This is a genomic window from Rathayibacter sp. AY2B5, from assembly GCF_002931645.1.
In the GTDB taxonomy this organism is placed as follows: Bacteria; Actinomycetota; Actinomycetes; order Actinomycetales; family Microbacteriaceae; genus Rathayibacter.
Map to the genome: position 1 here is coordinate 38,877 of NZ_PSUE01000002.1, position 18,877 is coordinate 57,753.

Here is an 18,877-nt window from a genome sequence, read left to right on the forward strand (position 1 = left end):
GGCGACGGGGTGCGTTCCGTGGAGCGGGGTGCGTCGCCGGTCGCGGGAATCGCTTGGCACGCGATTCCCGCTGAACCGGCTCTGCCTTGCGGTGCTCGTCTTCCCCGCCGCTCCCTGCGCGGCGGGGCGCGGTCGGCTTCGCGACACTGAGCGTTCCGTGGAGCGGGTCGCGTCGCCGGTCGCGGGAATCGCTTGGCACGCGATTCCCGCTGAACCGGCTCTGCCTTGGCGTGTTCGTCTTCCCCGCCGCTCCCCGCGCGGCGGGGCGCGGTCGGCTCGGCGACGGGGTGCGTTCCGTGGAGCGGGGTGCGTCGCCGGTCGCGGGAATCGCTTGGCACGCGATTCCCGCTGAACCGGCTCTGCCTTGCGGTGCTCGTCCTCCCCGCCGCTCCCTGCGCGGCGGGGCGCGGTCGGCTTCGCGACGGGGTGCGTTCCGTAGAGCGGGTAGCGTCGCCGACCGCGTGAATCGCTTGGCACGCGATTCCCGCTGAAAGTGCTCTGCGGTGCGGTGGGCGGCTCTTAGGGGGCTGCTAGGGGATCGACAGGCGAGGCGCGGGCGGGGGCGCGTAGGGTCACCGGGTGCCTTCCGACTCGACGCCCGCGTCCACTCCCGACACCCCGACCGCCGCCTCCACGATCGCCCCGAACCGGGACCGCGCGCCCGGGACGGGCCGCCGGATCCTCGTCGCGCTCCTCGCCGCCGCGGCGACCGCGCTCGTGGCGCACCTCGCCAACCTGCTGGCCTTCTTCATCGGCAACCAGCTGCAGCCCGGCTCCATCCCGCAGGTCAACGCCTACTTCCTGCTCTCGAGCGTGCTCGGCTTCGTGGTCGTCCTCGTCCTCGCCGTCGCGGGGATGCTCGGACGCACCTGGAGCGCCGCCCTCGCGGGACTCGTCGCGGGTGTGGTCGGAGCCGTGTTCGGCACGCTCGTCCAAGCCAGCGCCACCGGCGAGGCCGTCACGGGCGCCGTCTGGGCCTCCATCTTCCAGACCTTCGCCGGACTCAACCTCGTCTTCCTGCTCGCGTTCACCGTCTCGGCGGCGAGCGTCGGCCGCGCGCTCTGGAACCGCCTCCGCACCACGGGCGCGCCGGCCGCCGTCGTCACCGACCGCCGCATCGCGATCGTCCGGGCCCCGGCCGCCGACCTCTCGGCGGGCGAGCTCACCCACCTCGAGCGCGTCCCCGTCGACCAGCAGCGCGCCCAGCAGCAGTGGGAGGCGTACGTCGACCTGCTCGAGCGGGCCGGCTGGGAGACGGTCGAGGCCGCACCGGCGCCCGGACTCGCCGACTCCGTCTTCCTCGAGGACGCGGTCGTCGTCTTCGGCGACCACGCCGTGATCGCCCGGTCCGGAGCGGAGTCCCGCCGCGGAGAGACGGAGGGCGCCGAGGAGGCCGTCCGCGCCCTCGGCCTGACGGTCGACCGCATCGAGGAGCCGGGCACGCTCGACGGCGGCGACGTCCTCAAGGTGGGATCGACGGTCTACGTCGGCCGCGGAGGCCGGACCGACGCGGCGGGGGTAGCCCAGCTGCGCGCGATCCTCCGCCCCCGCGGGTACGACGTCGTCGCGGTCCCGCTGACCAAGGTGCTGCACCTCAAGAGCGCCGTGACCGCGCTGCCCGACGGCACGGTCATCGGCTGGGAGCCGGTCGTCGACGAGCCGCGCCTGTTCCCCTTCTTCCTGCCGATGCCCGAGGAGGCGGGCGCCCACGTGGTCGTCCTCGACGACGACACACTCCTGATGGCCGCCTCCGCTCCCCGGAGCGCCGAGCTGCTGCGGAGCCTGGGCTACCGCGTCCTGACCGTGGACATCTCGGAATTCGAGAAGCTCGAGGGCTGCGTCACCTGCCTCTCGGTCCGCGTCCGCTGACGGCGGAGGCGGGGGAACCGCCGGATCGCGGCGGCCGCTGGACGGAGCACATAGCCCGGGTATAGCCTTCAAGGCTGCCCGGAGCTCTCCGGCCCGGTGGTACCTCCCGCCTCCCCGCCCACCCGGCAGGGGAGGCTCCGCCCTCGTCGCGAAAGCCCTCCGCCGTGTCCGCTCCCGCCCTCCCGTCTCCCGGCGCCCCCGCGCAGAAGCGTCCGAGCACGCTGCAGACCCTGCTGCGCCTCGTCCCCTTCGTCGGCGACTCCCTGCCCCGGCTGGTCGGCGGCATCGCGGTCGCGCTCGTGGCGAGCCTGGTGTCGCTGGTCATCCCGATCGTCCTGCAGCAGCTCGTCGACGGACCGCTCGGGGACGGGGCGGCCTCCGCCGGCTCCGGCGACCTCGGGCCGCTGATCGGCCCGGTCGCCGTCATCCTCGTGCTCGGCGTCGTCGAGGCCGGTGCCATCGCGCTGCGGCGCCGGATGGCCCTCACCCCCAGCACGCGGATCGAGGCGCGCATGCGCTCGGCGCTCTACAGCCGCCTGCAGGACCTCCCCGTCTCTTTCCACGACCGCTGGCAGAGCGGGCAGCTCCTGTCGCGGGCGATGAGCGACCTCAGCCTCATCCGCCGCTGGATAGCCTTCGGCTTCGTCCTGCTCGTGGTCAACGCGCTGACGATCGTCGTCGGCTTCGGCGTCCTCGTCTACTGGAACCCGATCCTCGGCGTGCTCTTCGTCGTGTGCTCGATCCCGGTCTGGATCTACGGGTTCGCGTTCGAGAAGCGCTACTCGAGCATCGCGCGCCGCAGCCAGGACCAGGCGGGCGACCTCGCCACGACCGTCGAGCAGTCGGTGCACGGCATCCGCGTCCTCAAGGCCTTCGGCCGCCACCAGCACGCGCTGGAGAACTTCGCCGGCCAGGCCGAGAAGCTCCGCGGCACCGAGATCGACAAGGCCCGCGCCATCGCCGGGATCTGGCTCGTCCTGCTGCTGGTGCCGGACATCGCGTTCGCGCTCTGCCTGCTCGGCGGGGTCTGGCTCGCCGCGGCCGGCCAGCTGAGCGTCGGCGAGCTGTTCGCCTTCTTCGCCACCGCGACCGTGCTGCGCTGGCCGGTGGAGTCGATCGGCTTCCTCCTCTCGATGACCTTCGACACCCGCACGGCGGTCGACCGCTACTTCGAGGTGATGGACAGCCGGAACACCATCACCGACCCGGAGGACCCCGAGACGATCCTCGAGCCGCGCGGTCGGGTCCGCTTCCGCGACGTCCACTTCCGCTACCAGGACGCCCCCGAGCGCTACCGCGACCTCCTCGACGGCGTCGACCTCGAGGTCGAGCCGGGCGAGACGATGGCACTGGTCGGCATCACCGGCTCCGGGAAGACGACGCTCACCGCGCTGCTCCCGCGCCTCTACGACGTGACCGGCGGAGCCATCGAGCTCGACGGCGTCGACATCCGCCGGCTCCGCCGCGACGAGCTGCGCACGCACATCGGCATGGCGTTCGAGGACGCGACGCTCTTCTCCACGAGCGTGCGCGAGAACGTCCTCCTCGGCCGACCCGACGCGACCGAGGAGGAGCTGCTCGAGGCCCTCGAGATCGCGCAGGCCGACTTCGTCCACCGCCTCCCCGAGGGCCTGGACACGAAGGTGGGCGAGGAGGGGATGAGTCTCTCCGGCGGCCAGCGCCAGCGCCTGGCCCTCGCCCGCGCGGTGGCCGCGCGTCCGGCGGTGCTCGTCCTCGACGACCCGCTCTCGGCGCTCGACGTCGACACGGAGGCGCGCGTCGAGGCGGGGCTGCGCCGCGTGCTCGGCGACACCACGGCGATCATCGTCGCCCACCGCCCCTCGACGGTGGCGCTCGCCGATCGCGTGGCACTGATGGAGGAGGGCCGCATCACCGCGGTCGGCACCCATAGCGAGCTGCTCGCGAGCAGCCCGCACTACCGCTTCGTCATCTCGAGCCTCGAGGAGGACGAGCTGACCCGGCCCGCCGGGACCGAGCGCATCGGCTCCCGCCCCACGACGACCCACCAGGAGACGCGATCATGAGCACGCTCGGTTCCTCCGAGGAGCGCGACGACCTCAGCAGAGCGGAGTCGGCGGCCCTGCGCCGGCGCTCGCTGCGGCTGCTCGGCTCCCTGCTGCGGCCGCTCCGGCTGCGGCTGGTGCTCACCGCGGTCGTGGTCGTCGTCGCGACCGCTGCCCAGGTCGCGGGACCGGCGCTGATCGCGGCGGGCATCGACAACGGTCTGCCCGCGGTCCTCGCGGGGAACGCGGTCCCGCTGGCGGTCACGGTCGGCGCCTACATCCTCACCGGACTCGTCGGCGCGCTCCTGGTCGCCTGGTACACCGTGCTCTCCGCGAGGGTGAGCCAGGCGATCCTGATCGACCTGCGCAAGCGGGTCTTCCTGCACACCCAGAAGCTGAGCCTGGAGTTCCACGAGAACTACACCTCCGGCCGGATCATCTCGCGCCAGACCAGCGACCTCGACTCCATCCGCGAGCTGCTCGACTCCGGCATCAACCAGCTGGTGCAGGGTGCGCTCTACATGGGCTTCGTCGCGATCGCCCTGGTCTCCCTGGACGGCGTGAGCGGCATCGTGCTCGCCTGCGCCCTGGTGCCGCTCGCGCTGCTCACCCGCTGGTTCCAGAAACGGTCGCAGGCGCTGTTCCGCGGCACTCGCGTCGCCTCGTCGCGGCTCATCGTGCAGTTCGTGGAGTCGATGACCGGCATCCGCGCCGTGCAGACCTTCCGCACGCAGAAGCGCAACGAGTCCGTGTTCGGCGGGGTCGTCGAGCAGTACCGGCTCGCCTACAAGCGCGTCTTCGGAGTGTTCGGCACCTTCGACCCCGGGCTCGTGCTGATCGGCAACGTCACCGTCGCCGTGGTGCTGTTCATCGGCGGCGTCCGCGTGCTCGACGGCGGGCTCGAGATCGGCGCGCTGCTGGCGGTCCTGCTCTACACACGGCGCTTCTTCGACCCGGTGCAGGAGATGGCGATGTTCTACAACTCCTACCAGTCGGCGGCCGCCGCGCTCGAGAAGATCTCGGGCGTGCTGGCCGAGGAGCCGAGCGTCCCGGATCCGGCCCGCCCGGTCGACCTGCGGCAGGCGCGGGGCCGCCTCGGCTTCGAGGGCGTCCGCTTCGCCTACACCGCCGACCGCGAGGTGCTGCCGCGCTTCGACCTCGACATCCCCGCCGGGCAGACCATCGCCCTCGTCGGGTCCACGGGCGCCGGCAAGACGACGCTCGCCAAGCTGATCTCGCGCTTCTACGACCCGAGCGACGGCGTGGTGACCCTCGACGGCGTGGACCTGCGGCAGCTGCACCCGAAGGACCTGCGGCGCGCGATCGTGATGGTCACCCAGGAGGCGTACCTCTTCTCCGGATCCGTCGCCGACAACATCGCGATCGGGCGGCCGACCGCGTCCTACGACGAGATCGTCCGGGCCGCGCAGGCGGTCGGCGCGCACGAGTTCATCCAGGCGCTTCCGGACGGCTACGACACCGATGTGAACAAGCGCGGCGGCCGCGTCTCGGCCGGTCAGCGCCAGCTGATCTCGTTCGCCCGCGCGTTCCTGGCCGACCCGGCGGTGCTGATCCTGGACGAGGCGACCTCCTCCCTCGACATCCCGAGCGAGCGCCTGGTGCAGCAGGGCCTGCAGACGCTCCTGGCGGACCGCACGGCGGTCATCATCGCGCACCGCCTCTCGACGGTCGCGATCGCCGACCGGGTGCTGGTGATGGAGCACGGCCGCATCGTCGAGGACGGCACCCCGGAGGCGCTCATCGCCGGCGAGGGCCGCTTCGCCACCCTGCACGCGGCCTGGCGGGACTCGCTCGTCTGATCGGCTGCCGCTCGCGACTCACGTCCCGGAGCCGCTCCCGGCTCAGGGGCGCCAGCGGGCGCTGCGCACGTCGACGCGCCAGCCGCCCGGCGTGACGACGAGGGGCGTGCCCTCGCGCTCGTACTCCCGGCGGGCGCGCTCCTCGTGGCCGACCGGGGGCGCTCCTCCCGCGCGGACGACGCGCCACCAGGCGGTGTCGGAGCCGTAGCGGGCCATCACCGTGCCGACCGCGCGTGCCGCACGCGTGCCGAGGACCGCGGCGATCTCGCCGTAGGCCATCACGCGGCCGGGCGGGATGGAGGCGACCACCTCGAGGACGGCGGAGACGAAGTCGGCCGGCTCCGCTGCCTCCGGCGCCGCGCTCAGAGCGTCAGCGCCCCGATGTTCTCGCCGTACTGCGTCTCGCCGACGACCTCGAAGCCGATCCAGCGGAAGAACTGCTCCGGGCCGTCCTCGCCGGACTCCCAGATCACCGTGAGGGTGTCGAAGCCGCGGGCGCGCGCCTCGTCGGCGGTGGCGCGGACGGCGAAGGTGCCGACGCCGCGGCCCTGCTTCGCCGCGTCGATGTTGATGCGCCAGATGCAGCTGCGGAACTCCTCCGCCGCCTCCGGGTCGAAGTGCGCGTGGATGAAGCCGAGCAGCTCGTCGCCGTCCATCACGGCCCGCTGCCAGGAGGCGCCCGGGTCGATCACCGCGGCGGCGGCGGAGTAGGAGACCGGCGCGATGAACTGCTCCTGGCCGGGTTTGAGGCTCAGGCCGTTCACGGCGGAGATGTTCGAGGCGGACAGCTCTTCCAGGCGGAGGTCACTCATGCCGTCACTGTACCGGCGGCGCAGGACGGCGGGCATCCTCCTGTCGGGCGACGTGCGCCGGCCCCGGCGCGGACGATCGAGAACTGTCTCGACATCGAGACAGTTCGGGCCTCGGGTAGGCTGGCGGAGGCCATCCGGAGCGGTGCAGAGCCGCCCGTCCCGCACAGGTGCGGGGTCATCGACACCATGGGAGAGCAATGTCCAAGATCAAGGTTGAGGGAACGGTCGTCGAGCTCGACGGCGACGAGATGACGCGCATCATCTGGCAGAAGATCAAGGACACCCTCATCCACCCGTACCTCGACGTGAACCTCGAGTACTACGACCTCGGCATCGAGTACCGCGACGAGACGGACGACCAGGTCACGATCGACGCGGCGCACGCCATCCAGAAGCACGGCGTCGGCGTGAAGTGCGCGACCATCACCCCCGACGAGGCCCGCGTCGAGGAGTTCGGCCTCAAGAAGATGTGGAAGTCGCCCAACGGCACGATCCGCAACATCCTCGGCGGCGTGATCTTCCGCGAGCCCATCATCATCTCGAACATCCCGCGCCTGGTCCCCGGCTGGAACAAGCCGATCATCATCGGCCGCCACGCGTTCGGCGACCAGTACCGCGCCACCGACTTCGTCTTCAAGGGCAAGGGCACGCTGACCGTCGAGTTCACGCCCGAGGACGGCTCCGAGCCGATGAGGTTCGAGGTCTACAAGGCCCCGGACGACGGCATCGCGCAGGTCCAGTACAACCAGGACGCGTCGATCCGCGACTTCGCCCGCTCGTCGCTGAACTACGGCCTCTCGCGCAACTACCCGGTCTACCTCTCCACCAAGAACACGATCCTCAAGGCCTACGACGGCCGCTTCAAGGACATCTTCGAGGAGATCTTCGAGACCGAGTTCAAGGAGCGCTTCGACGCCGCGGGCCTCACCTACGAGCACCGCCTCATCGACGACATGGTCGCCTCGGCCATGAAGTGGGAGGGCGGCTACGTCTGGGCCTGCAAGAACTACGACGGCGACGTCCAGTCCGACACCGTCGCACAGGGCTTCGGCTCGCTGGGCCTGATGACCTCCGTGCTCTCCACGCCCGACGGCAGCGTCGTCGAGGCGGAGGCGGCGCACGGCACCGTCACGCGCCACTACCGCCAGCACCAGGCCGGCAAGCCCACCTCGACGAACCCGATCGCCTCGATCTACGCCTGGACGCGCGGTCTCGCGCACCGCGGCAAGCTCGACGGCAACCAGGAGCTCATCGACTTCTCGCTCACCCTGGAGGACGTGGTCATCAAGACGGTCGAGTCCGGGAAGATGACGAAGGACCTCGCCCTGCTCGTCGGCCCCGAGCAGGGCTGGCAGACGACCGAGGAGTTCCTCGCGACCCTCGACGAGAACCTGAAGGCCCGCATGTCGGCCTGATCACCGGCTTCAGCAGACGCGTCCGGCCCGCACGATCCTCGGATCCTGCGGGCCGGACGCGTCTCCGGGCCCGGTGGGACGCGCCCGGGCCGAGCGCCTCAGAGCGCCCGGGCGAGCTCCTCCATCGCGTGGAGCGGATCGGGCCCCGACGGCATCAGCACGACGCTCGACGCACCGGCCTCGTGCAGCAGGCCGATGCGGCGACGAGCGTCCTCGGGAGTGCCCACGACGGCCAGCTGGTCGACCCAGGCGTCGGGCAGGTCGCGGACGAAGGCGGCGCGGTCGGCGCTCTCGGCCCGCAGGCGGGCGAAGTCCTCGGCGAAGGGGAGCGGCTCGATGTGCGGCGCCCAGTCCGGCTCGCCGATCCACTCGAGTCCCGGCCGGACCGCGTCGCGCGCGGCGGCCGCATCGTCGTCCACGGCGGCCACGTTGTAGGCGACGATCCGTCCGGTGCCGCCCAGGTGGCCGCGGGCCGCCGCGAGGTACTCCGGAGTGACGGGCTCGGCCAGGACGACCCCGTCGGCGATCCGGCCCGCGAGCGCCAGCGACTTCGGTCCGCGGACGCCGGCCAGCAGCGGCGGCACGACGGCGGGCGGCGACTCCAGGACGAGGCCGTCCACGTGCACGTAGCGGCCGGAGCGGTCGGTGCGCTCGCCGGAGAGCAGCGAGCGGATCGCGCCGAACTGCTCCTCGAGCAGGGTGAGCGGGCTCCGCGGCCAGACGCCGAGGCCGCGCATCCAGTGCGGCATCCCGTGCCCGATGCCGGCGTGGACGCGGCCGGGGAACAGTTCGGCGAGAGTGCCGAGCTCCATCGCGGTGAAGGCCGCCGTGCGGACGGCGGCGGGCAGGATGCCGATGCCGACGACGATCCGCTCGGTGGCGGCGAGTACCGCGCCGGCCTGGGCGATGCCGCCGCGGAAGCCGAGGTCCTCGACCACCCAGAGCTCGTCGAAGCCGAGCTCCTCGGCGCGGCGGGCGTAGACGAGCACCTCGGAGGCGGGGAGATCGCGGGGGAGCAGGACGCCGACAGCGGTGTCGGAGGAGGAGGCGCGCATCCGGCCAGCGTAGGGCGTGCGGACAGGCGGAGGGCCCGCCCGCACGATCGCGGACGGGCCCTCGCTCGTCGTCCTACTCGGCGGCCGCCTCGCCGATCCGCACCTGCTCGGGGCGGGCGGTCGAGACGACCTCGATGCGGCGGGGACGCGCCTTCTCGCTGACCGGGATGGTCACCGAGAGCACGCCGTTGTCGTAGGACGCGGCGATGCGCTCGGTGTCGACGCCCTGGCCGAGGCTCAGCTGGCGGACGAAGGTCGCCGACTGGCGCTCCCGGGTGATCCAGGTGACATCGTCGCCGCTCGCGACGGTGCGCTGGGCGCGGATGGTGAGGAGCTGCCCGTCCACGTCGACGTCGACGGACCCCGGGTCGATGCCGGGGAGGTCGGCGGTGAGGACGTAGTGGTCGCCGTCCCGGTACAGGTCGATCGGCATCCGGCGGGGCCCCTGACCGGAGCCGAGGAGGGCGGTGGCGAGGCGGTCCAGCTCGCGGACGGGGTCGTAGGTGACAGCCATGAGATCACTCCATTCAGTCGTGCAACGAAGAGTTCCAAGAGTTGAGCCGACCCGGCTCAACGCGATTAAATTAGCACTCGGGGAGGGGGAGTGCCAACGGATCGGCCCCCTTCAGCGTCAACTTCGTTACCTGTTCGTAACAAAGCTGGGCAATCGAGTTCGTAGGGTCGTTTCTGTGTGGAAACCGATCCGGTTCCCAGCGAATGTGAGTAAGGACATCGATTGCCGATCCACCTGTCCCACCGACCACCCGTCCGCCGCGCTGAGAGGCGCATCCTCGCGGGCCTCGCCGTCCTCGGAGTCGCCGCGACCGCGGCCTTCGCCACCACCGGCGCCAGTGCCGCCCCTCTCGCCGGCAGTGCCTCGCTCGTCGGCGGGCTCTCCGTCGGCCAGAGCTTCGACGACGGCGACTACGTCGTCACCCTCGTCGAGCCCTCCGCGGCCACCTACCAGGGCAGCGATGCCCGCTTCGCCCGCACCGCGCCCGTCGACGGTGCGCAGCTGCAGGCCGCCTCGGCTCCGGTGGAGGACTACTCCGCCCACCTCGAGCAGCGCCAGGAGGACGTCGCCTCCGCGGTCGACGCCGCCATCGGCTACCACTACACCGTCGCCCTCAACGGCTTCTCCGCGACCCTCTCGGGCGAGCAGGCGGGCGAGCTCGCGAGCCGCCGCGACGTCGCCCAGGTCCGCAAGGTCGAGGACCTGAAGGTCGACCGCGCCGCGCAGGCCTCGCCGCTCGCCGCGGCCGCCGCCGGCACCCCGGTGCCCGACACCGGACAGCAGCGCTCCACCGACTTCCTCGGCCTCGAGGGCGAGAACGGCGTCTGGCAGAAGCTGGGCGGCATCGACAAGGCGGGCGAGGGCGTCGTCGTCGGCGTCATCGACTCCGGCATCGCGCCCGAGAACCCCTCCTTCGAGGGCGCGCCCCTGGCGACCTCGCCCGGAGCGGCCCCCTACACGGACGGCACCACCACCTCCTTCGTGAAGTCGGACGGCGGCACCTTCGTCGGGTCCTGCTCGCCGGGGCTCCCCGCCTCCGAGCAGTGGGACGGCGACGAGTGCAACCAGAAGCTCATCGGCGCACGCTGGTTCCTCGCGGACGAGGAGGTCGGCTCGACGGACAACCCCGAGTACCGCTCCCCGCGCGACGCCGACGGACACGGCTCGCACACCGCGAGCACGGCAGCCGGCAACAACGGCGTCGAGGCGAGCGTCGACGGCTACGACTACGGGAAGACCTCCGGAGTCGCCCCGGCCGCCAAGGTCGCCGCGTACAAGGTCTGCTGGAACGGACCCGACGAGGGCACCGACGACGACGACTTCTGCTCCGGAGCGGGCATCCTCGCGGCCATCGACGCCGCGACCAAGGACGGCGTCGACGTCATCAACTTCTCGATCGGCGGCGGCTCGGCCACCTCGACCCTGACCGCGATCGACGAGGCGTTCCTCAACGCCGCCGCCGCGGGCGTCTTCGTCGCGGCCTCGGCCGGCAACTCGGGTGCGGGCGCCTCCACGCTCGACCACGCGTCGCCCTGGTACACCACGGTCGCCGCGTCCTCCATCCCGACCTACACCGCGACCGCCGCTCTCGGCGACGGCCAGAAGTTCGTCGGAGGATCCATCTCGGTCCACGAGGACGTCACCGGACCGCTGGTGAACAGCGCCGACGTCGTCCGCTCGGGCGCCGAGAACCCCGCCATCTGCGAGACCGGCACCCTCGACCCCGACAAGGTGAAGGGCACGATCGTCGCCTGCACCGCGGGCGTCACCGCGCGCGTCTCCAAGTCGGCCGAGGTCGAGCGGGCCGGCGGCATCGGCATGCTGCTGCTCAACCCGACCCCGAATGCCCTGCACGTCGACGACCACTCGGTCCCGAGCATCCAGATCGACTCGCAGGCCTACCAGGCGATCACGACCTACGCCGGTACCGCCGGTGCGGACGTGACCCTCTCCGAGGGCAACTCGTCCGGAGCCTCCATCCCCGTCCCGCAGGTCGCCGGCTTCTCGTCGCGCGGACCCGCTGAGGCGGACGGCGCCGACGTGCTGAAGCCCGACCTCACGGCGCCCGGCGTCGCGATCCTCGCCGACAGCTTCAACGCCGAGGGCGACGACCCCGCCTTCGCGTTCGAGTCCGGCACCTCGATGTCGTCGCCGCACGTGGCGGGCCTCGGCGCGCTGATCCTCGGCGCGACCCCGAAGGCCTCGCCGTCCGCGGTGAAGTCGGCCATGATGACCTCCGCCTACGACAGCGTCGACCAGTCGGGCGCCGCGTCCGAGGACGTCTTCGCCCAGGGCGCCGGACACGTCGACCCGGCCGCGTTCCTCGACCCCGGACTGCTCTACCAGAGCGGCACGGAGGACTGGATCGCGTTCCTCAAGGGTGCGGGCTACGTCTTCACCTCGAACCCGGTGATCGACCCGATCGCCGCGATCGACCCGTCCGACCTCAACCAGGCCTCGATCGCGATCGGCGCCCTCGCGGGCACGCAGACCGTGACCCGCACGGTCACCTCGACCGGCGCGGGCACCTACACCGCCTCGGTCGACGGCCTCGCCGGGATCGACACCGTGGTCTCGCCCTCGACCCTCTCCTTCACGGGTGCGGGCCAGACGGCGGAGTACACGGTCTCCTTCACCACCGGCTCGGCGGCGCTCAACCAGTTCGCCACCGGCTATCTGACCTGGGCGAGCGCGGAGCACGACGTCCGCAGCCCGATCGCGGTGCGCCCCGTCCTGCTGGACGCGCCCTACGAGGTCTCCGGCACCGGCTCGACCGGCACCGGCACGGTGACGGTCACGCCCGGCATCACCGGCGCGCTGCCGCTCACCGCGAGCGGTCTCGCCGAGGGTGTCCTCGCCGAGGACGCCACCGCCGCCGACGGCCACTCGGCGACGCTCCCCACGGGGAAGTCGCTGACGACCACCGTCGTGGTGCCGGAGGGCGCCGAGTTCGCCCGCTTCGATCTCGACTCGCTCGACGACGCGGCCGACCTCGACCTCACCGTCACCAGCGAGAGCACCGACAAGGTCTTCACCTCGGCGACCGGCTCGGCCGACGAGCGAGTCGACATCGCCGACCCCGCTCCGGGCGAGTACACGGTCCAGGCCGATGTCTACTCGACCGCCCCGGGATCCTCGACCGTCACGTTCGACTTCCGCAGCTTCGTCATCACTCCGGAGAACGGTCTCGGCTCGCTGAGCACCGACCCCGCCGTGGTCGACGCCGTGCAGGGCGAGCCGATCGCGTACGCGGTCTCCTGGTCGAACCTGGCGGGCCCGGCCCGCTACCTCGGCCGTGTCGCCTACACCGATTCGGGACTCGCGACGCTCGTGAGCGTCGACGTCACCGAGGCGGTCACCCCCACCCCGACGCCGACCGCGACTCCGGAGCCCACGGGCACCCCGGAGCCGACCGCGACGCCGACGGCCGGTCCCACCGCCGGACCGGGGGAGCCCACCTCCACGCCGACCGCCGGACCGGGGGAGCCCACCTCCACGCCGACCGCCGGACCGGGCGCGCCCGGCCACGGCGCCGGCGGCCTCCCGTCGACGGGCTTCGACGGCGGTCTCCTCGGAGCCGCCGCCCTCGCCCTCCTCGGTGCAGGTGCTGTGATCACCGGCCTCCGACGCCGCGCCCTGGCGCAGCGTGAGGCGGGCGCCGCGGAGTAGTCCTCCGCGACCGCCGCGAACGGCCGTCCCCCTGCTCCTCCCGGAGCGGCGGGGGCGGCCGTTCGCCGTTCTCGGGCGGGGGAGGCGGAGACGGGGCGGCTCGTGGTGCGGGCCGGGAGCAGGACCAGCCGGGCTGCGTGGGGGAACGGCTCGAGAGCGGAGGCGGGAGCGGGTCGGGGAGAGATCGACGATCAGGCGGGGCGGAGCACCTCCGACTGGGGGCCCGGCGGCGCGATCGGCCCGGGGTCCCGCTGCGGTCGCGCATCCCCGGAGGTGCATCGACGGGAGAACGCGGTGGCGACCTGCCGCTGCGAGCCGGGACGACGCGTTCGGTTCCGGTCCGAGGCGGCGGCGAGCGCACGGGGACCGCGGTGCACCCTCGGGGACAGCGGTGGACGGCTCCGAGCGAGCGCCCCCCTCGGCCTGAGCGGCCGCCGTCAGGATCAGAGGGAGCGGCGTCCCGCGATGACGCCGGAGACGACGGCGAGGACGCCGAAGACGATCGCGACGACCGGCTGGCCGAGGTCCAGCCACGCCAGCGCGGCGGCGCCCATCACGAGCAGCTCGATCAGCGAGCGGCCGTAGACGTCGATCGCGAGGACCGCGCGCGGCGAGAGGAAGAGCGCCCAGATCAGCGCGGCGACCACCGGAGCGCCGATGCCGAGGACGATGTTCCACGGGAGGTCCCACGACGCGAAGCCCCAGAGGGCGAAGGTCGCCAGCGCGACGAGCTCCAGGAGGAACCGGAGGATCGCGTTCGGGCCGATCCTGATGTCGGTGCCCGCGGTGTCCGCTCCTGCTCGATTCACGCCGACCATGCTAGCCGCCGGAGGTCAGCGGAAGATGATGGTGCGGGCCCCGTCGAGGAGCACCCGGTCCTCCGCGAACCACTTGACCGCCTGCGTGAGCGTACGGCTCTCCTCGTCCTGCCCGATCGCCACGAGCTGGGCGACCGAGTGCGAGTGGTCCACGCGCACCACGTTCTGCTCGATGATCGGCCCCTCGTCGAGGTCGCTGGTGACGAAGTGCGCGGTCGCCCCGATCAGCTTGACGCCGCGGGCGTGCGCCTGCTTGTAGGGGTTCGCGCCCTTGAAGCCCGGCAGGAACGAGTGGTGGATGTTGATAGCGCGGCCGGCCAGTCGCGCGCAGAGCTCGGGGGAGAGGATCTGCATGTAGCGCGCCAGGACCACGAGCTCGACGTCGTGCTCCTCGACGACCTCCAGCACGCGCTCCTCGAACCCGCGCTTCGACTCCGGCGAGACCACGGGTCGCGACTCGAAGGGCACGCCGTAGAACTCGGCGAGGTCGCGAAGGCTGCCGTGGTTGGACAGGATCATCGGGATGTCCACCGCGAGCTGCCCGGCGCGCTGGCGGAAGAGCAGGTCGTTGACGCAGTGCGCGGCGGTGGAGGCGAGGACGAGGGTGCGCAGCGGCCGGCCGACGACGTCGAGGCGCCAGGTCATCCCGTAGTGCTCCGTGATCGGCAGCAGGGCGGCGGCGAACTCCTCGCGGCTGATCGGCGACTCCACCTGCAGGCGCATGAAGAAGCGGCCGGTGTCGGCGCTCGAGAACTGCTGGCTCTCGGTGATGTTGCCGCGGGCCTGGACGACGGCACCGGACACGGCGTGCACGATGCCCGGCTGGTCGGGGCAGGCGAAGGTCAGGGTCCAGTGGTTTCCCGCGGGCCGGGCGCCGGACCACGCGGCGTCGCTGCCCGTCGGACGGGTGCTCGCGGGGGCGGGCCGGGGAGTCGCGGACGCGGCGGGTTCGGGCTGCATCCGCCCAGGATAACGGTGGGGCACGGGGCGGTCCGCGCGCCTCAGCCCGCGTCGACGGACACGACGGCGACGGGTCCCGTCCGCCCGTCCGGGGAGGAGTAGCGGACGCCGATCGTGTGCCTCCCGGGACCGACCTCCAGGGTCGCGGCGAGGACGGGGGCTCCGGGAGCGAGGGACCGCACCTGCCCGCCGTCGACCAGGAGGTCGAGGCCGTCCGCGTCGGGATCGGCGAGCACGAGCACGCCGACCGCGCCCCCGCTCGACGCGGCCCGGGCGAGGAGCACCGGAGCGCGCAGGTCGACCGTCTCGGGGGCGCTGACTCCTGCAGCGGTGCGCGCCAGCACCGTGGTCGTGCCCGCGGGGAGGGGGAGCGCCGGCGCGGTCCAGGAGCCGTCGGCGTCGGCGGTGGCGGAGCCCACGCGGTGTCCGTCGGAGGCGTCCTCGAGGAGCACCTCGGCGCCGGGCGCGGCGGTGCCCCGGGCATCGGGCAGCAGCCGGCCGTCGGTGTCGAGCGCGAGGGTCGGTGCGGCCGGAGCGGGAGGTGCGGCCGGAGCGGGAGGTGCGGCCGGAGTGGGGGTCGTGACCGGCGCGGGAGTCGAGACCGGAGCGGAGGTGCTCGGCGCCTCTGTAGGGGCCGGCGCCGGAGTGCTCGGTGCGTGCGTCGCTGCCGGAGCCGGAGTGTCCGGTGGGGGAGTCACGGTCGGAACAGGAACAGGAACAGGAACAGGAACCGGGACCGGAGTGCTGGGTGCGGGGGTCGGGACCGGAACGGAGGGCAGGCCCGGGCCGTTGCCGATCGGGCCCGGCGCGGAGCTCCCGGTCGTGGTCCCCGGGGGCCCGGAGGGGGCCGGAGCCTCGGTGCCGGCAGGGGAGGGCGCCGGTGCGGGGCTGCCGGTCACGGCAGGGCGGGACGGGGCGGGCTCGGCGGCAGAAGTCGGGGAGGCGGTCACCTCGATCCCTCTCGACGCCGGTGCGCCGACGGGATCGTGGGACGGCTCCTGTTGCGGCGGGCGTCCCGTCCTCCCGGGGGTCGCGCGCGTCGCTCCGGCATCGTCCGACGCAGCCCGTCCGGCCACGGCCGGCACCGTGCTCCTCGGAGCAGCGCCGGAACCCCTGGACCGCCCCGCCGGATCGCCGTCCGCTGCACTCGTCCGGTCCGCGGCCTCCGGGTCCGTCTCCGGTCGGTCGGCGCTCGCCGTCGCTCCTCCGCTCGACGCCGGCGCAACCGCCTCGGCCGTTGCGCGCTCGTCCACCCGCGCGGAGGCGTCCTCCGCCGCCACGAGCGCGCCGCCCCCGTTCCCGGACAGCAGAACCGCCGCCCCGACGACTCCCGCGATCGCGAGTGCCGCCGCAGCGGACGCGGCGACGACCACTCCTGTTCCGCTGCCCGCTCTCGACGCTCGGACCGCCGATGCGCGGACCGCGCTCGACGCCCGGACCGCGCTCGGCAGCGGACCGGGGGCCGCGCCGGAGCCCCCGCCCGCCGCCCAGGCGGCCGCACCGCTCACGCCGGCCGAGAGCGGCAGCAGCACCGACGCGAGGCGGCGCGCAGTTCTCTCGGCCTCCGCCAGCGCCTCCCGGCAGGAGAGGCACCCGTCCAGGTGCCGGTCGATGCGGTGCCTGTCCCGGACGGGGACTCGTCCTCGCGCGTACGTCCCGGCCCGCTCGAGCACCCACTCGCACTCGCCCGTCGCCGAGGCGTCCGCCACGTGCTCCCGGATCCACGCGGAGCGCAGCCCCTCCCGCGCCCGCACCCCGAGCGCTGCGACCGCGTTGGGCCGCAGGCCCATCAGCGGCGCGGCGGCGGCGGGCGACAGGCCCTCCACCTCTGTGTACCAGAGCACCTCCTGCCAGCGCGGCGGCAGCGCCCGGAACGCGCGCGCGCCCAGGTCGCGCTCGAGGGCGGCGAGGGCGTGCGCCTCGGGATCGGGGCCGGCAGAGGGGAGGGCGCGGTCGGCCTCGTCGAACGGCCGCTCGTGCCGGTCCCGCCGGGCCCAGGATCCCGCGACGTTGCGGACGGTGGTGAAGAAGTAGGGGCGGAAGGCGCCCTCGGGTCCGCCGCCGCGCTCGATCGCCCGCAGGACGCGGAGGAACGCCTCCGAGACCAGGTCGTCGGGGTCGGAGCTGCTCGCCCACGCCCGGGCCACGGTGCGCCCGGCCGAGGAGTGGCGGCGCCAGAGCTCGGAGACCGCGTCGGTGCGGCCCTCCCGGACCAGCGCGACGAGCTCCTCGTCGCTGCGGCCGTCGATGCGCTCGGAGCGGCGTCGAGGACCCACGGCGACGCCCTCCCTCCCGGTCCCGCGCCGGGACCGCCCGAGGGATCGTCGCACGATCGCGCGTGCCCGCCCCCGACTGGCGCGACTCCCGCGCCACCCGGCCCGCTTGCTAGAGTGAGCCCGCCGCGACTGGCGTTCGGATGGGTGACCATCAGGGAGCGGCACCTCCTCCGGGGCAGCGCCCCGGACACTTTTCCCGCCGCACGCCTGGGCTGGAACGGATACCGTAGATCGGGTCGCCCGAACGAGCCGTGTCGCGCCGCAGCGACCTGCCGGGCCCCTTCCGTTTCCCAGCCAAGGAGCGTCCGTGTCCTCTTCCCCCGCCAGCCCCGGCGTCGCCGCCTCGTTCGACCAGCCCGTGTCGGTGGTCGACCCCGAGATCGCCGCCGTGCTCCAGCAGGAGCTCGACCGCCAGCGCGGCTACCTCGAGATGATCGCGAGCGAGAACTTCGTGCCGCGCGCGATCCTCGAGTCGCAGGGCTCCGTCCTGACCAACAAGTACGCCGAGGGCTACCCCGGACGCCGCTACTACGGCGGCTGCGAGTACGTCGACATCGCCGAGCAGCTCGCGATCGACCGCGCCAAGGCCCTCTTCGGCGCCGAGTTCGCCAACGTCCAGCCGCACTCCGGAGCCTCCGCCAACGCCGCGGCGCTCGCCGCGCTCGTGCAGCCCGGAGACACCATCCTCGGCCTCGAGCTCGCGCACGGCGGCCACCTGACCCACGGCATGAAGCTGAACTTCTCGGGCAAGCTCTACAACGCGACCGCGTACGGCGTCGACCCGCAGACCTTCCGCATCGACATGGACGCGGTCCGCGAGAAGGCCCTCGAGGTCCGTCCGCAGGTGCTCATCGCCGGCTGGTCCGCCTACCCCCGTCAGCTCGACTTCGAGGCGTTCCGCGCCATCGCCGACGAGGTCGGCGCGAAGCTCTGGGTCGACATGGCCCACTTCGCAGGCCTCGTGGCGGCGGGGCTGCACCCGTCGCCGGTGCCCTACGCCGACGTCGTGACGACCACCGTCCACAAGACGCTGGCCGGCCCGCGCTCGGGGCTCATCCTCGCGAAGCAGGAGTACGCCAAGAAGCTGAACTCGGCCGTCTTCCCCGGCCAGCAGGGCGGCCCGCTCATGCACGTGATCGCCGCGAAGGCGACCGCGTTCAAGCTCGCCGGCGAGCCCGAGTTCGCCGACCGCCAGGCACGCACCATCCGCGGCGCGCAGATCCTCGCCGAGCGCCTCACGGCGGCCGACTCGAAGGCCGAGGGCATCGACGTCCTGACCGGCGGCACGGACGTCCACCTCGTCCTCGCCGACCTGCGCGACTCGCCGCTGGACGGCAAGCAGGCCGAGGACCGCCTCCACGAGGTCGGCATCACGGTCAACCGCAACGCCGTGCCGTTCGACCCCCGCCCGCCGATGGTCACCTCGGGCCTGCGCATCGGCACGCCGGCGCTCGCGACCCGCGGCTTCGGCGACACGGAGTTCACCGAGGTCGCCGACGTCATCGCCGAGGCGCTCAAGCCCTCGGCCGACCTCGAGGCGCTGCGCGGCCGTGTCGCCCGCCTCACCGACGACTTCCCGCTCTACCCCGGGCTGTAGTCGATCCGCTGCACCACCCGCGCGGCGGAGGCCGGGGCACCGTCCCCC

At 73.1% G+C, this 18,877-nt stretch carries 13 protein-coding genes; 6 read left to right on the top strand and 7 right to left on the bottom strand.

What is annotated here, in order from left to right; all coding sequences use genetic code 11:
- The first annotated feature begins 579 nt into the window (after positions 1-579).
- From ddaH to C5C30_RS01785, 3 genes are all read left to right on the top strand, one after another.
- Complete coding sequence (gene ddaH / locus C5C30_RS18155; RefSeq protein ID WP_308471018.1) at positions 580-1,869, top strand: dimethylargininase; 1,290 nt, start codon at positions 580-582, stop codon at positions 1,867-1,869.
- Between the two features lie 164 nt (positions 1,870-2,033).
- Positions 2,034-3,914 (top strand): ABC transporter ATP-binding protein, encoded by a 1,881-nt coding sequence (locus tag C5C30_RS01780; RefSeq protein ID WP_104333062.1) that lies wholly within the window; start codon positions 2,034-2,036, stop codon positions 3,912-3,914.
- Positions 3,911-5,713 (top strand): ABC transporter ATP-binding protein, encoded by a 1,803-nt coding sequence (locus C5C30_RS01785; RefSeq protein ID WP_104258297.1) that lies wholly within the window; start codon positions 3,911-3,913, stop codon positions 5,711-5,713. Before C5C30_RS01780 ends, C5C30_RS01785 begins: the two co-directional genes overlap by 4 nt.
- 42 nt (positions 5,714-5,755) lie before the next feature.
- Here C5C30_RS01785 and C5C30_RS01790 read toward each other — a convergent pair whose 3' ends face one another.
- Entirely contained in the window at positions 5,756-6,079 is a 324-nt protein-coding gene (locus C5C30_RS01790) for an MGMT family protein (RefSeq protein WP_104238475.1), read from the bottom strand.
- The gene (locus C5C30_RS01795) at positions 6,076-6,525 is read right to left on the bottom strand and encodes an N-acetyltransferase (protein WP_104227289.1); all 450 of its coding nucleotides are present in this window, start codon (positions 6,523-6,525) and stop codon (positions 6,076-6,078) included. Before C5C30_RS01795 ends, C5C30_RS01790 begins: the two co-directional genes overlap by 4 nt.
- Before the next feature lie 197 nt (positions 6,526-6,722).
- Here C5C30_RS01795 and C5C30_RS01800 point away from each other — a divergent pair, with 197 nt between their 5' ends.
- Positions 6,723-7,940 carry an NADP-dependent isocitrate dehydrogenase gene (locus C5C30_RS01800; protein WP_104224939.1) on the top strand — a complete coding sequence of 406 codons (1,218 nt, stop codon included), beginning with the start codon at positions 6,723-6,725 and terminating at the stop codon, positions 7,938-7,940.
- 98 nt (positions 7,941-8,038) lie between these two features.
- Here C5C30_RS01800 and C5C30_RS01805 read toward each other — a convergent pair whose 3' ends face one another.
- A complete protein-coding gene (locus C5C30_RS01805; protein ID WP_104333063.1) occupies positions 8,039-8,995 on the bottom strand; it encodes an LLM class flavin-dependent oxidoreductase in 957 nt (318 codons plus the stop codon).
- Between the two features lie 73 nt (positions 8,996-9,068).
- Positions 9,069-9,509 carry an Hsp20/alpha crystallin family protein gene (locus C5C30_RS01810; RefSeq protein WP_104233909.1) on the bottom strand — a complete coding sequence of 147 codons (441 nt, stop codon included), beginning with the start codon at positions 9,507-9,509 and terminating at the stop codon, positions 9,069-9,071.
- Between the two features lie 222 nt (positions 9,510-9,731).
- Here C5C30_RS01810 and C5C30_RS01815 point away from each other — a divergent pair, with 222 nt between their 5' ends.
- The gene (locus C5C30_RS01815; protein ID WP_104333064.1) at positions 9,732-13,178 is read left to right on the top strand and encodes a S8 family serine peptidase; all 3,447 of its coding nucleotides are present in this window, start codon (positions 9,732-9,734) and stop codon (positions 13,176-13,178) included.
- Positions 13,179-13,621: 443 nt separating this feature from the next.
- Here C5C30_RS01815 and C5C30_RS01820 read toward each other — a convergent pair whose 3' ends face one another.
- From C5C30_RS01820 to C5C30_RS01830, 3 genes are read right to left on the bottom strand one after another with little or no spacing between them, the layout of a single operon-like run.
- Entirely contained in the window at positions 13,622-13,987 is a 366-nt protein-coding gene (locus C5C30_RS01820) for a YrdB family protein (protein WP_104276971.1), read from the bottom strand.
- A 24-nt stretch (positions 13,988-14,011) separates the two neighbouring features.
- Entirely contained in the window at positions 14,012-14,956 is a 945-nt protein-coding gene (purU, locus tag C5C30_RS01825) for a formyltetrahydrofolate deformylase (RefSeq protein WP_104224944.1), read from the bottom strand.
- Between the two features lie 41 nt (positions 14,957-14,997).
- Complete coding sequence (locus C5C30_RS01830) at positions 14,998-17,232, bottom strand: sigma-70 family RNA polymerase sigma factor (RefSeq protein WP_146081463.1); 2,235 nt, start codon at positions 17,230-17,232, stop codon at positions 14,998-15,000.
- A 307-nt stretch (positions 17,233-17,539) separates the two neighbouring features.
- Here C5C30_RS01830 and glyA point away from each other — a divergent pair, with 307 nt between their 5' ends.
- Positions 17,540-18,829, top strand: a complete 1,290-nt coding sequence (glyA, locus tag C5C30_RS01835; RefSeq protein WP_104224723.1) for a serine hydroxymethyltransferase — start codon at positions 17,540-17,542, stop codon at positions 18,827-18,829.
- The last annotated feature ends 48 nt before the right edge of the window (positions 18,830-18,877 follow it).

Bases quoted from the DNA above. Each gene is read 5' to 3' on its own strand.
- C5C30_RS01785 (WP_104258297.1), top strand. From the start codon at position 3,911: ATGAGCACGCTCGGTTCCTCCGAGGAGCGCGACGACCTCAGCAGAGCG.
- C5C30_RS01795 (WP_104227289.1), bottom strand. From the start codon at position 6,525: ATGAGTGACCTCCGCCTGGAAGAGCTGTCCGCCTCGAACATCTCCGCC.
- C5C30_RS01800 (WP_104224939.1), top strand. From the start codon at position 6,723: ATGTCCAAGATCAAGGTTGAGGGAACGGTCGTCGAGCTCGACGGCGAC.
- C5C30_RS01805 (WP_104333063.1), bottom strand. From the start codon at position 8,995: ATGCGCGCCTCCTCCTCCGACACCGCTGTCGGCGTCCTGCTCCCCCGC.
- C5C30_RS01810 (WP_104233909.1), bottom strand. From the start codon at position 9,509: ATGGCTGTCACCTACGACCCCGTCCGCGAGCTGGACCGCCTCGCCACC.
- purU (WP_104224944.1), bottom strand. From the start codon at position 14,956: ATGCAGCCCGAACCCGCCGCGTCCGCGACTCCCCGGCCCGCCCCCGCG.